This window comes from Photobacterium sp. HL06 (genome assembly GCF_059552575.1).
On record NZ_CM183915.1, the window covers coordinates 1,746,000 to 1,759,611 of the forward strand.

12 protein-coding genes are annotated in these 13,612 nt (G+C 43.9%); 6 read left to right on the forward strand and 6 right to left on the reverse strand.

All coding sequences use genetic code 11. The features are described 5' to 3' along the window. Positions 1-28: 28 nt before the first annotated feature. Positions 29-2,143: a 5-histidylcysteine sulfoxide synthase gene (gene ovoA / locus AC51G0_RS25790; protein ID WP_496302426.1), complete on the reverse strand. Its 2,115-nt coding sequence runs from the start codon at positions 2,141-2,143 to the stop codon at positions 29-31. 235 nt (positions 2,144-2,378) lie between these two features. Here ovoA and AC51G0_RS25795 point away from each other — a divergent pair, with 235 nt between their 5' ends. Beyond that, on the forward strand, positions 2,379-2,927 hold the full coding sequence (locus AC51G0_RS25795) for a hypothetical protein (protein ID WP_496302427.1): 549 nt from the start codon (positions 2,379-2,381) through the stop codon (positions 2,925-2,927). Positions 2,928-2,963: 36 nt separating this feature from the next. Here the strand turns inward: AC51G0_RS25795 and AC51G0_RS25800 are convergent, their stop codons facing one another. Further along, positions 2,964-3,272 carry a hypothetical protein gene (locus tag AC51G0_RS25800; protein ID WP_496302428.1) on the reverse strand — a complete coding sequence of 103 codons (309 nt, stop codon included), beginning with the start codon at positions 3,270-3,272 and terminating at the stop codon, positions 2,964-2,966. A 733-nt stretch (positions 3,273-4,005) separates the two neighbouring features. On the opposite strand from AC51G0_RS25800, the gene AC51G0_RS25805 reads away from it, so the two are divergent. Continuing rightward, positions 4,006-4,497, forward strand: coding sequence for a GNAT family N-acetyltransferase (locus AC51G0_RS25805; RefSeq protein ID WP_496304205.1), 492 nt, complete (start codon positions 4,006-4,008; stop codon positions 4,495-4,497). 22 nt (positions 4,498-4,519) lie between these two features. Here AC51G0_RS25805 and AC51G0_RS25810 read toward each other — a convergent pair whose 3' ends face one another. The 3 genes from AC51G0_RS25810 to AC51G0_RS25820 form a co-directional block, all read right to left on the reverse strand. Further along, positions 4,520-5,059: a GNAT family N-acetyltransferase gene (locus AC51G0_RS25810; protein WP_496302429.1), complete on the reverse strand. Its 540-nt coding sequence runs from the start codon at positions 5,057-5,059 to the stop codon at positions 4,520-4,522. Between the two features lie 343 nt (positions 5,060-5,402). Beyond that, a complete protein-coding gene (locus AC51G0_RS25815) occupies positions 5,403-5,849 on the reverse strand; it encodes an SRPBCC family protein (protein WP_496302430.1) in 447 nt (148 codons plus the stop codon). A gap of 1,086 nt (positions 5,850-6,935) precedes the next feature. Further along, positions 6,936-7,529 carry a hypothetical protein gene (locus tag AC51G0_RS25820; RefSeq protein WP_496302431.1) on the reverse strand — a complete coding sequence of 198 codons (594 nt, stop codon included), beginning with the start codon at positions 7,527-7,529 and terminating at the stop codon, positions 6,936-6,938. A 592-nt stretch (positions 7,530-8,121) separates the two neighbouring features. Here AC51G0_RS25820 and AC51G0_RS25825 point away from each other — a divergent pair. Continuing rightward, positions 8,122-9,330: a NupC/NupG family nucleoside CNT transporter gene (locus AC51G0_RS25825; RefSeq protein WP_496302432.1), complete on the forward strand. Its 1,209-nt coding sequence runs from the start codon at positions 8,122-8,124 to the stop codon at positions 9,328-9,330. A gap of 192 nt (positions 9,331-9,522) precedes the next feature. Beyond that, entirely contained in the window at positions 9,523-9,750 is a 228-nt protein-coding gene (locus tag AC51G0_RS25830; protein WP_496302433.1) for a hypothetical protein, read from the forward strand. A 90-nt stretch (positions 9,751-9,840) separates the two neighbouring features. Here the strand turns inward: AC51G0_RS25830 and AC51G0_RS25835 are convergent, their stop codons facing one another. Continuing rightward, positions 9,841-10,713: an NAD(P)-dependent oxidoreductase gene (locus AC51G0_RS25835; RefSeq protein WP_496302434.1), complete on the reverse strand. Its 873-nt coding sequence runs from the start codon at positions 10,711-10,713 to the stop codon at positions 9,841-9,843. A 249-nt stretch (positions 10,714-10,962) separates the two neighbouring features. Between AC51G0_RS25835 and AC51G0_RS25840 the strand changes: the two genes are divergently transcribed. Further along, complete coding sequence (locus AC51G0_RS25840) at positions 10,963-11,535, forward strand: hypothetical protein (RefSeq protein ID WP_496302435.1); 573 nt, start codon at positions 10,963-10,965, stop codon at positions 11,533-11,535. 246 nt (positions 11,536-11,781) lie between these two features. Continuing rightward, positions 11,782-13,608: a protein translocase subunit SecD gene (secD, locus tag AC51G0_RS25845; RefSeq protein WP_496302436.1), complete on the forward strand. Its 1,827-nt coding sequence runs from the start codon at positions 11,782-11,784 to the stop codon at positions 13,606-13,608. The last annotated feature ends 4 nt before the right edge of the window (positions 13,609-13,612 follow it).

Below are 13,612 nucleotides of genomic sequence, written 5' to 3' on the forward strand. Positions count from 1 at the left end.
AGTAGCATTATGCCCAAGTATAGCCAAGTCAGCGTCTACGCCAGATGGTCATTTCCGACAGGCTATGCTGGAATTTTCGTTTGGTTTCGCGGATCACAAAGGGAATTTCTTTCACCGCGATCAATTCAAAATTGGGAAACAAGGTTTCTGTCAGGCCGTCTAAGGTTGTGAAGTTTTCCCCGTGTATTTTAATCCCGCCAAGCCAGTCGGCTTTGTCTGTGTATTCTTCTAACCAGGTGTAGGGAGAGGCAATAACCAGATATCCACCATCATTAATACGCTGGTGAATTGTCGACAGAAAAAGTTTGGGATCGCCAAGCCTGTCGATCAGGTTTGACGCATATACCAGATCATACCCGCTAAACTGTGGCTTCAGGTTACAGGCATCGCCTTGGACAAAATTGACCTTATTGACGACATCGCCATAATTTAATTGAGTCAAAGTAACACTCTTGAACTCGACCAAGTCCCCTTCGGTACGGATGGTATAACGCTTCTCACCCTGTTCCGTCAGAGTGTATGCCTGCTGAATAAAGCGAGCCGAGAAATCTATGCCGTCGACATGATCGAATGTTTTGGCTAGTTCGAACGAAGCCCGGCCGACTGAGCAGCCAATATCCAGTGCTTTGGCAGTGTGGCTGAGCTGGATTTCATGAAGACTCTGTTTTACCCCGTTGAGGCAAAAATTAGGGACTGAAAAATACTCGTCACCGTAGTGAAACTCGAGATATTGGGAGATCAGCTCATCAGTTTCATAGATGTTCAGCGAGGTCATACTATCAGGATCTTGATCGGACTCGACATAGCGGAATCCGGCATGTTGGTAAAAGTGACGGCGGAATGCGTAGCGTGAAGATTGAATCGACTCATTACCGGTAGAGATCCATGAGCCCCCTTTGATCAGGTTATGTTTGCCATCAAAAGTGGGCGTCGAGAAATCATCATAAAGAGGGTGAACTTTAAACCCCTGAAAGCCATCGATACTGGTTTCCGTCCACTGCCAGACATTTCCCACAATGTCGCAAAAGCCTTCATGTTCGAATCGGTCAACCGGGCAGGAAGATGCATAGTATTCCAACTCGATATTACCGGGAGCTTCATGCCAGGTAGGGGAGTCTTGTGGAATGTTGTTACGCAATAAATACCATTCGGGTTCGGTCAGCAGGCGAATGTTGGTTTGTTTTTGTTCAGCTTTCCAATTACAAAAAGCTTTGGCTTCCAACTGGTTGACTTCAACAGGCCAATTTAACGGTATGGGAATCTCTTCAGTAAGGTTACGCTGTAACCATTTCCCGTTGCGATATTGCCAGAAACGTGGTTTAGTCGCCTGGGTAAACTCAAGCCATGCCTTGCCTTCCTCGTTCCAAAAACGGGGTTTCATATAACCATCATCTTTCACAAATTCCATAAACTCTTGGTTAGAAACCAGATATTTGGATGCTTTAAAATCGGATATTGTGAATGTTTGCTGGCCAAACTCGTTGTCCCAACCGTAGGTATTGTCCTCCTCGTGCTTGCCTAGTGTGATAGTATCGCCGCAAATTGATAACAGCTGGTTGCTGGCAGGCAGTCCGACATCAGTGCAAGGTTGCCAGTCAGGGTGTGGGCTGATATCACAAAGAGGGAGCTGGCGAATAATGACAGAGGAGGTTTCGAGGTGAATACGCTCATGCTCAATCCCCATTAAAATAACCCAGCCTGGATCTGTGTGTGAGATGGGTAGGTTCACTGGTATGGTATCGATCACCGCGTTGACTAACTGGTTGACATTGTTTCGATACTCTTTCACCTCGGTCACCGAGGGCCACTCATAATGCCTTTCATCAAGATCATCCCATGACATTTCATCGACGCCGATGGCAAACATCGACTCAAAATGCTTGTTGATCCGGCTATCAATGTACTTGCCGAGTTTGAGCTTGTTGATGTAGAAGACAGCAGTATGACCGAAATAGAAAATTAGAGGGTGGCGAAGCGGTTCGGGCTTGCTGAAATATGCAGCTTCGTTGCTGATCACCTCAAAGAGAGACTCATACAGTGCCCAGGTATGGTTAAAGGCTTCTTTAAGCTCCTGACGCTTGGTATTTTCGCAGTGGCCTGACAGTAACAGTGTGCGCGTTGCTTTAGTCAGTTTGCTATCCATTGAGACATATCCTTCATAAATCGTATCTTTAAACGTAGTCAGTGACGAAATGGTTCACAAAGAAGTTCTGTTTCACTTTTGCATCACTTTAACTTCTAAGGGCGGATGGCGAACTGCTAGGCGTTTGCATGTATGATCGAAAAAACAGAGTGGTTAGTGATTGATATTGATAAATTTTGCCATACTGAGTAATGAGAGTAGAACAGTGGTTGTCTGGACAGGGATATAGAGTGATATGAGAAAATGGACAGTACCTACTTGGATATTAGTTGCTACTGGATTGCTGCTAAATATTATATCGGCATTGATGACTAATTTTTATATAGATGATGCAACGCGTCAGGCTAATGAGCTTATTCAGAAGCAGCAAAGCAATGACAAGCTGATTAGTCTTACCTGGCAACAGGTTGAAACAGTCGAAAGAAAAAGAGAGTATGCGTTGCAATTGATTTCATCTAGTGAGTTTCATAAGCAACCTATTGCTAAAGAAATTAGTCTCCAAGTAATTAATGAATTGAATTACTGGTTGGAAGATACCATAGACAACTTGTCACTTATTAACATTCCTGATCTAATGCTCGCACTGGATACAGTGCAATTTGAGCAGAGAGAAAAAATCAATCAGTTATATTTGGAAAACTTAGGTTTGATTGAAATACACTCAGATAAAATGAAATCAATCTCTCAGTTAAGAAATCTGGCTTTATTCTTACAAATTATTGGGTTGGCATTGGTACTGGCAAGAGATTTAAACCGACGTGATTATCGGGAAGATGAGATTTAAGGCCCTGCTGTAGGGGCAGGGCCTTTATAGTATTCGCTATTTGTTAGTAGAGTGGAAAGCAAAGCGTGAGGATTCACGACCACTTTCAGTTTTCGCTTTATATTTGATAGAACGTGAGTTTTCCAGGGTTAGTGGAATAAATACACGACCTTTTTCGTCAGTTTGGTATGATTTCTTTTGTTGTGGTACATTTGCAACAGAAACCGATGCATTGGCAGCAGGTTGTCCGTTTTCTGTAACTGTAATCCATGCACCATTATGCGTATCAGCAACACGGATATCAGCAAATGCTGAAGACGACATAACGATCACAGCGGTAGCAGTTAGTACTTTCAAGCTAGACATAATCTTCACCTCATTAGTCTGTGGCATCAGCCATTTTGTTATATGTGCATAGTGTCCACATTCAAAATATAAGACCTGCCATCAATATATATATTTCAAAAAATCGTATCATTTTTCGTTTTTATTGTTATTACAGTAGGTTATAGCTAGTTATTAGTATCCAGTTGTAGCTGTAGGGTAAAATAAGTGCCACTACGTGCTGGATATATGTAGTATTCCTCTTTGTAGCTCATCAATTTCATTATAGTCCGAACCGGAAAATACACATTAGATTTTTGATTGATACAATACTCAACACTTTGTTTCTTTATGTGTTATTTTTTATAGCTTATCTTTATATAAGCTAATCTCAAACGTTGTATTTTTATAATGATAAGAAACCACATTTATTTCATTGTTATTATTAAGTGTTATAAAACAGGTGTATTCCGCTTTTCTTTTATAAAATAAATTTAGTTTTGCCTTCTATCTATTACATTAAGGACAGGATTTCTGTTATTTTTACGGTTATCTGTTAATAAGCTATTTATATTGGTGATAACGTCAACTATTCGGCTTGCTTTTAATTGATTACCACAAGTTCTGTTGTTTTTAAAATGGCTGTTCCATATGCAATTACTGTGATTGTTCCGCCATGTTATAACTTAAGAGAATAATATAACTTATTGTTTTTCTTGATTAATTCTTGAGTGCATGGGATGTTTATTGAACAGGAACCAAATGGAGAGTGATGATGGAAGTAATTGTGCGCCATGTAGAAAGCAGAGATATTGAAGCCATAACAAACTTATATGCTGGGAAAAATGCTTACAGCGGTACACTCCAGCTTCCATTTCCATCACAAGCGATGTGGGAAAAGCGACTGTCTGATATTCCAGATAACGTGTACAGTTTGCTGGCTGAAAAAGACGGTGTAGTTGTCGGGCAAGCAGGAATGGAGGTGATCACCAGGCCAAGGCGTAAACATGTGGCCCATTTCGGTATGGCGGTACATGATGACTATCAAGGGCTGGGGGTTGGCAGCAAACTACTGTCGGCGATTGTTGACCTGGCTGATAACTGGTTAAACGTTAACCGGATTGAGCTGACGGTTTATACGGATAACCAAGTGGCTATTGCCCTCTATGAAAAGTATGGCTTTGGTATTGAAGGGGAAGCCAGAAATTATGCTTTTCGCAATGGCGAGTATGTGAATGCGTACCACATGGCTCGTATCAAGGACTAAGCAGCTAGGAAATGGCAGAGGATTAGGCCTCTGCCAGTGCTTTGAGCTCATAATATTCTAAATTTTCGGTGATCATGTTTACCCTTGTTGCGTCGTTTTTTGTCATAACATGTTCCATGCCGATCTTTTGCAAGATTTTCCCTGATGAAGAATCTCGGCTTAAGTGCTGGCCATAGATCATTTCCAGATCCATGCGCTTGAAGCCAAACTCCGTTATGCGTTTTGCCGCTTCAGTGCAATAGCCTTTTCCCCAAAAAGGGACGCCAATCCAATAACCAAGCTGTGCGGTTCGATCGGCAATATTGTGTAGTCCGACACAGCCTATTAGCTGATAATTAGATTTCAGCGTGATGGCATAGATAGCAGACTGCTGGCTATGCCAGCTAGCAAGGTGTTTGCCTATCCACTGACCAGCAATACCATCTGTATATGGGTGAGGAATGTTGATCGTGCCATTAGCAATAAGCTCATTGCCAGCAAGGGTTTGTACTTTGGTAGTGTCTGATAACTGGAAAGGTCTTAATATGAGCCTTTCAGTGGTCAGTAACGGTTGATGTCTCATTGGCCTGTCCTAACGTATTGGTAATACATATCAAAGCCGCTTTATTAAATCGTTTTCATAATATTTGTGCAATCGATTAGATCAAATAACTGAACGAATATCGACAGCATCAATTCTTTTTTGGTTGAGCCTATCAAGCATTTTTGATGCCAAGATGTCATAGTGATTACAGTTATGATCTTGATGCGAAAAGGTTCTCCGGGGATTTCCTAAGGATCAATGACGGGTTTCGTACTCGTAGCCGATGGGGGAGAACGATTGGCAGATCTCAAAGTCGCGACACCTGCCGTAGACGACGAATAGTGCTAAAAGACGGTTCCTATGCTAACTGGAGATACGACGTTCAGGCACGTTTCCACTCAGATTCACCGTACTGAGCAATATTGAAGAGTGCCTTTTTGATATCTTTTTCAAGTAGCAGTTTTATCAGCCACCCTGTTCCTCGGATACGTGGTGAGAACTTGATCCGATAATGAATCAGGCTTTGGTTGGCATTCAAGCTCTTAAAGCGAATCCAGCCGCCATGCTCATCGACAGGCCCTCCCTGGATGACTTTATAATGGAGGTGTTCATTTTCTTTATAGTCGATGATTTGTTCTTGAAAAGTAAATGGCCCGGCAATAACTTTTCTAACCGCACCAATGCCATTCATTTCAGGCTTTCCATGCTTAACGAGTGAATACTCGGCGTCAAAGAAGCGTCCAAGGTTTTCATGGTCAGAAAGTAACTGAAACAGTACTTTCTTGGGCACATCAGCGGTCTGCTCTAAAGTGATGGTGTGTATACCCATGTTTCTGACCTCTTGTCAAGATGTAATGCTAATGTTAACAAAAAGTACAGGCGTGTCAACGAGTAGTTGAGTGCTACTTAGATGCGGTTGAAAGCGGGTATGTACAGCAGTGATAGTATCAAGTGTGTTATCTGTTGCTAGCGGGCCGTTTCGTTTGGTCGGAATAATTTGCTATTTACCCGAGTGTATATTTCTTTGCGATTTAATTAGTTACGTGATTGAACTCGTGACAGGAAAGAGAGGCTTTGTTCAAAAAAAGACAACGGTCACAAAAATAATGCAAGATAGTAGTTGCAAAACAAATCATTGGCTCTTATATTAAATTGGTTGATATAAATCGGATGGTGAAAATTATTTAAGAAAGTGGACTGCCTTACTCCGTTAAATAAGGTCGCTTCTAGTATCACATCTACGAGATATCACACTGTTCTTTAACCCCTGAGCTTTTTATTGAACCTAATCGTAATTGGTTGTTCTATTTTAGAAAGTTGATTTGCCAGGGAGTACTGAAGTTTTATTGTGACCTAACTGTCATAAGGATGTCATGATTCGTTAGGTATAGTAAAGCTGATTAGATGAGTAAGACGGTATTAATAAGAGAGATATCAACCTTACTCGTTTTTGGAAAAAATGAGAGGTATAAAAATGGCTAATAGAAACCGCAGACAATGGTTCTATCATCAGTCGCAAACGACAAATGAGAAAGGGAAATCAAAGTAATAGATTAAGCGCAACTGCGCTAAGCTATTGATTTTCATGGGCTATAAGATGTAAAAACATGCCAGAGGCACAAGAAGTACATGGAGTGTTTCTGGCAAATATCCCTTCCTAATCAGCCTTGTTACCAATCTTTATAGTAACCTTTTAAGTACTGATGATTTATTATTGCTTTTATCAAAAAAAGCAAACGTTTGCCTTTTGGTGTTATTCACTGATTAAAGTCGAGAGATATTTGACTCTTTATTGATAATAAGACCAATATGTAAGCCTGTTTGGAAGGATATTAAATTTCAAGGAAGTAAATTGTATTATTGGCACTCTTAATAGGATAACTCGGCTAAAGACTCGTTCGTCTATATTGAAAAGTTATTTAAAAATGGTACCCCCGACTGTGATTTGTTCAGGGAATACGTTGATGGGGGCGCCACCCAGATAGATATTGCCTTTAACCACTAAAAACTTTGGTAGCTCTGTAATGGCTGTGTTGGCTAGATATAGATTACCGCCTACATACAGATAAGGCGGAAGCTGTGTGATCCTGGTTCCCATGAGGCTTAGATCTCCCCTTACCTGTAAACCATTATTTAGGTAAGTGATCTGCGAGTGGGCAAGATTAATATAGCCGTATACGACTATTTGAAGAGGGAGCCGCTTGATAGCGCTGTAGGCCAAGTTGAGGTTTCCTTTGACGGTCAACTTACGAGGCAAGCGCTCTATCTTACTATATTCAAGGTTAAGGTTGCCTTTGACTGTCATCGGGTCGGGTAGCTCTACGTTTTTCGCATAGCGTAATGAGACATTGCCATAAGTGTCAGTGTAGTTAAGTAACTTAAGCTCTGAGACATACTGATTGGCGAGAGCGTGTGGTGAAAAGAGTACAGTGAATAATATGCTGGCTATACCTATTGCCCGATGTCGGTGAAGGGTAAACGTTAACGCCTGTTTCCGAGCATTTGCCATTGTGATCAGCCTTTTATTAGTATTTGCAAATTATGCCTTGCTATTGGTAATAGTCAATTCTCGGCATCTGCTTCAGGCCTTTTATGGCTACCAGATCCCAGTGCAACAGAAGCTGAATCCCTTCGATGCATCGATTCCTCTACTATCCCACTCCTAATGCTGTATGAAATTTGAATGTCAGCCAAGCTATCGACAGGGTGGCAGAAATAAATACACAATCCCTTACAATTGCTCACTTCATGCCCGTTTAAATCTAGATCACAAAAAAAAACCGCTTTTGGGTTGTTAATGTGATCTGCATCTCTATATACTCCGCTTCCGGCCAGAACCATCGAGTTCAGCCACCTTAGTTACAAGCTGTCACCATGGATATGTGAACGACCCACGGAGTTGGACCGGCGATATTTTAGCTTGTTATCAAGGTGACTTGTATGTTGTACATGTGGGCGGACAAACACGCATTTCCTGAGCATTTTTGTTCAGAACCCTCCTATTTCGCTTTCTCCCCGAAAGCTAGTGTTCCCCTATTGCAGCAGGCAGTAACACCTTCATATTTCGGCATCCCATTTATTAGAAGCAGCAGGACGAAATAATGCAGTTGTTAATTAGTATGGCCGGTATTTTAGTGCTGGTAGTATGCGCTTGGGCGCTATCTGAAAACCGTAAAGCGATAAACTGGCGCACTGTCGGTGGAGCGTTGTTCTTACAGGCAAGTTTTGCCGCTTTGGTACTTTACGTACCGGTTGGGCAAATGATGCTGGGGGCCATGAGCAGTGGTGTTGCCAGCGTGTTGGGTTTTGCTGATGAAGGGATTAAATTCTTGTTCGGCGACCTAGCTACTTCCGGTTTCATTTTTGCTATCCGTGTTCTTCCCCTCGTTATTTTCATTAGTGCCCTGATTTCTCTTCTTTATTACCTAGGTGCGATGCAGTGGATCATTAAAGTGATCGGTGGTGGTATCCAGAAAGCGCTGGGTACAAGCCGTGCTGAATCACTGGTTGCCACAGGTAATATTTTCCTTTCTCAGGGTGAATCTCCACTATTGGTAAAACCATTTCTGCCACAAATGACCCGTTCGGAGCTATTTGCAGTGATGACCGGCGGTATGGCCTCGGTTGCCGGTAGTGTGCTTGGTGGTTACGCGGGCTTGGGTGTTGATCTGAAATACCTTATCGCGGCTAGCTTTATGGCAGCGCCAGGTAGCCTGTTGATGGCAAAAATTCTTGTGCCAGAGCAAGGTGTTGCGGTTGAGCAAACTGATATCGAAATGGCTAAGAGTGATCACAGCAATGCGATCGACGCATTGGCTGCTGGTGCGATGAACGGCATGAAAGTGGCTGTGGCAATAGGTACTATGCTGATTGCATTTGTAAGTGTAATTGCAATGGCAAACGCTGGCCTTGAAATGGTTGGTGAGTGGTTTGGTATGCAGAACCTGACTATGCAGAGCATTCTAGGTTACCTGTTCTCACCTCTGGCATTCATCATTGGCGTACCTGCTAGCGAAATGCTTCAGGCAGGTGCTTTCATTGGCCAGAAAATGATCCTGAATGAATTTGTTGCTTTCCTTGATTTTGTGAATGTTAAAGAGGCGCTTTCTTCACAAAGCCAGGTGATCATTACCTTTGCACTGTGTGGTTTTGCCAACATTGGTTCTATCGCTATTCAGATCGGTTCTATCGGTGTGATGGCACCAGAGCGTCGTGGCGATGTAGCAAGCCTGGGTATTAAAGCGGTACTTGCTGCGACCCTAGCCAACCTGATGAGTGCAGCATTGGCGGGCATCTTTGTTAGCCTGTAAGCAATAACGTTTGATTTGAAACCGCCATCTTCATGGCGGTTTTTTTATATCTAATTACATATAAAACATTGTTTTATTGTGGTAAGGTCTTAAGCAGTAAATTTAAGCGAGTGAGTGAAGATGCGATACTTGGCAAGAGGGGTAGTGGTATGTATTTGTGTGGTATCCACATACCTTAATGCGGAGACATTTTTGAATGATTCTGCTTTGCTGGATCAGACGCTAGAGAGTGCACAGGCTACAGTGCAGGAAAAGACAAGAGCAGAGGTTGATGACGTTTATGAGGCGCCACTCGAGCGTTCATCGGCGGAAGAGCGGGTCGATCCAGGTTTTACACCTAGCCATGAGGTGATGCGTGAAACAGAACAGAAACGCGAAGCCAATGACCGATTATGGCAGTCCATCTTTAGTTTATTCTAAAAGTTGGACATAGATACTAATCTCAATAGTTGGTTGGTATCTATGCCTCTCGTGTAGTTAGGCTCTCAACAAATGAATAGTTGGGGGAAATTACTTATCAAACTGCTTGATTAAAACAGACGTATCAGCCCGGTTTAAACCACGTTTTTGCAGCTCAGCATACTTCCCATCAACCTGTTTTGCCAGCGGCAACTCTACTCCTAGCTTTTCTGCGGCTTCAAAGCAGATCCCAAGATCTTTTCGCATCCAGTCAATAGCAAAGCCAAAGTCGAACTTATCTTCAGCCATTGTGACTGCACGGTTTTCCAGCTGCCAAGAGCCTGCTGCACCGTGTTTAAGTACATCCGTCATTTTCTCAATATCAAGGCCTGCTGATTTGGCAAGGGTGATTGCTTCAGACAGCCCTTGCAGGACTCCGGCAATACAGATTTGGTTTGCCATTTTGGTGATCTGGCCATAGCCCACACCCCCCATCAAGGTTGTTGCTTTGGCAAAGCAATCGATGATTGGTTTTGCTGCGTCAAACACTTCACTTTGGCCGCCGACCATCACTGTCAGGCAGCCATTAACTGCGCCTGCTTCACCGCCTGATACTGGTGCATCGAGGAAGGTGGCATCTACTTCTGCTGCAGCGAGGGCAATTTCACGAGCCACTTCTGCCGATGCAGTGGTGTTATCGATTAAGATAGTCCCCGGCTTGGCAGTTGACAGGATACCATCTTCACCTTTGTAAACCTGGCGGACGTCTTTATCGTTCCCTACACAGGTAAAAACAAGGTCAGCGTTTTGTGCTGCAGCTGCTGGTGTTAGTGCGACGGATCCTTGATATTGTGTAACCCACTTTTCAGCGGTAGCGGTGGTACGGTTATAGACAGTGACATGGTGGCCGGCATTGGCCAGGTGACCTGCCATTGGGAAGCCCATGGTTCCAAGCCCGATAAATGCGATGTTTTTTGTAGTCATTGTTTAGCTTCCCTGTATAGCGATATGTGGATGAAATATAACGATCAATAAATTTACATTCAATGAGAAATTGCTCATATCACTGATGACGGATTTTCAGGTTTGCATCTTTTTATAGCAATGCCCCGTATCAAGAAGTGTTGCAGGAGGTTTAATTGCTTGTTCTAAAGATTGTTACTGGCATAACCGCCTAAATTAAAAATGTGATCCAGTGCAAATATTCTCTTGTGCATTGGGTACTATCACCATATGATGCTTTTGATTCTTATTGATGATGTTGAGTATATGCTGGCGACTTTAATCCGAGTGCTGATGTTAGTGGTTTGTCTTGGGGTAACCTCGTTTGCTCATGCTGAGACCGATCATGCAGGCACCGAGTTATCATTGCCAGCCAGTGTCTCCCTGCATATTGGTGAGTCTGCCAAGTTTGACTTATTGTTTGCCCAGGCTCATTCGAGTGCTAATAGTGATCAGCTGCTGGTTGATAGAGGAGCACTGATCTGGGATTTTCCTCAACAAGCCACACCTAAGCCTCAAAAGCAGCACTCTACAGAAAGTCGTCAATATGATCCTGCATTAAACAACTCTTCACGAATGGCTAATTTGCTACGCCATGATCCTGAAGAGGTCCAGCCATTTTATCAATTGGCAATCGAATTGCCTGTCGACCCAGTGCCCTGCCTGGTGAAAGGCTATCGTGTTGATTTCAGCGAAAGCTTGAATTGGATGTTAAATACGAGCCCGCCTTCTTGCCGGATATCTGGCTGGAAGGAGAGTAATCTCACCTATATCACCTACCATCACCGTTTTCTCCGTACCTGAGAAAGCATCATGCTTTATTGCTGGCTATAGCAACAAAGGGTGACCGCTTTGGATTTTATTACCCAGCGCTTGGAGCTTTCGGCTATTGCCGTCTGAATTTCTAGCTGTCTGGTTCCGACTGAGTCTAATGTCAACTTATCGCAGGTGCTTCGTTACCTGATCTCGATAGTATGATGTTCTGATCTCAGTAAATAATCCCATCAACATCAGAGAGCTATTTCTGGTGGAGAAAATGGTGCATTTATAATGAGAAAACCGAACAAACAACGACTGCTTAATCACTATCCGGCCTGGAAGTATGTGGTGCTGGTGGTTTCAGTATTTATCATGCTGCTAAGTGCCATCCCAACATGGTACGGGGAGGATGCAGCTGTACAGATTGCAACCAAGGATATGCAAATACCCTCTGCTTTGGTGTTGCAGCAGCAACTTTCAGACAGGGGGATTGAGGTTAAGCGCATTAACCAGCAAGCAGATAAAACGATCGTCGTACTTGATGATGATAGTAAACAAACAACAGCAAGAGCCGTTCTGGCGGATCTAATTAACGATAAAGCTAATAGCAAGTCCCAACTAACATTGGCCTTGGAGCCTGCAGCTCCATTGTGGCTGCAGAGCATGGGATTTTCACCGATTAAGCTTGGCTTGGATTTACGTGGAGGTGTCCAGTTTTTGCTGGATGTTGATATGGATCAGGTGTTCAAGGCCCAGGGTGAACAACTGCGTGATGAGCTTCGTCTGCAATTTCGCCAACAAGGGATCCGGGGAGCGCGTATTGACGCCTCGGGGGTTGATGCACTGAGTGTACGTTTGCCTGACTCGAAGGCAAACAGTGCGGTTAGAAAGTTCATCCGTAGCAATTATCCGCAGTGGCAGGTGACAAACAGTGTAGGTGCTGGTGTGAAACTGACACTGAAAGATGATGAAAAAACAGCACTACGAAACCTGACTGTTCAGCAGAACCTACAAACAATGCGCAGCCGAATTGAAGAGCTGGGCATTACCGAAGCGCTGGTTCAGCGGCAGGGTGAAAACCGTATTCGTATTGAGTTGCCGGGAGTTCAGGATCCGGCGGCGGCGAAGAATGTGATTGGTGCGACAGCCAGCCTGGCTTTCTATCCGGTGAAAGAGCCAGGAACCGGCAGCACCATGGAAATGAAAGGCAAAGATGGCCGTCCGGTACGGGTTTCGCGTAAGCCGATCCTGGGTGGTGACCATATTGTCGATGCCCGTGCCAGCTTTGGCGAAATGGGGATGGCTGAAGTGAACATTTCGCTCGATCATGCCGGTGGAAAAATCATGTCTGATTTCTCCCGCCACAATATTGGCAAAGCGATGGCGACAGCTTTCAGCGAATACAGCCGGGATAGTGCAGGGAATACCAAACAAACGAGTGAAATCATCAGTGTTGCCACGATCCAGAGCCAGCTGGGAAATCGTTTTAGGATCACAGGTGCCGGCTCAATCCAAGATGCCCAAGAACTAGCATTATTACTTCGTGCAGGCTCATTGACTGCGCCAGTTACTATTGTCGAAGAGCGTACGATTGGTCCGACATTGGGGGCAGAGAATATCGAAAATGGATTTGCAGCGCTTGGTTTGGGGCTGGGGATGACCTTACTGTTTATGGCTGCCTGGTACCGTCGACTTGGTTGGGTGGCAAATGTTGCACTGATCATGAACATGGTGGTGCTATTTGGTTTGATGGCTCTGATCCCAGGCGCGGTACTGACGTTGCCGGGAATTGCCGGGTTGGTTTTGACGGTTGGTATGGCCGTTGATACCAACGTACTCATTTTTGAGCGTATCAAAGACAAACTCAAGGAAGGGCGCAGTTTTGCCCAGGCAATTGACCTGGGCTTCAGCAGTGCCTTTAGCACTATATTTGATGCCAACTTCACCACGATGATCACTGCCGTGGTTCTGTACGCCATCGGTAATGGTCCGATCCAGGGTTTTGCTTTGACATTGGGACTGGGGTTATTGACCAGTATGTTTACCGGTATTTTTGCCTCCCGCGCCATCATTAATTTGATGTGGGGACGTGATACAAGTCGTGAAGTGAGGGTTTAAAGCC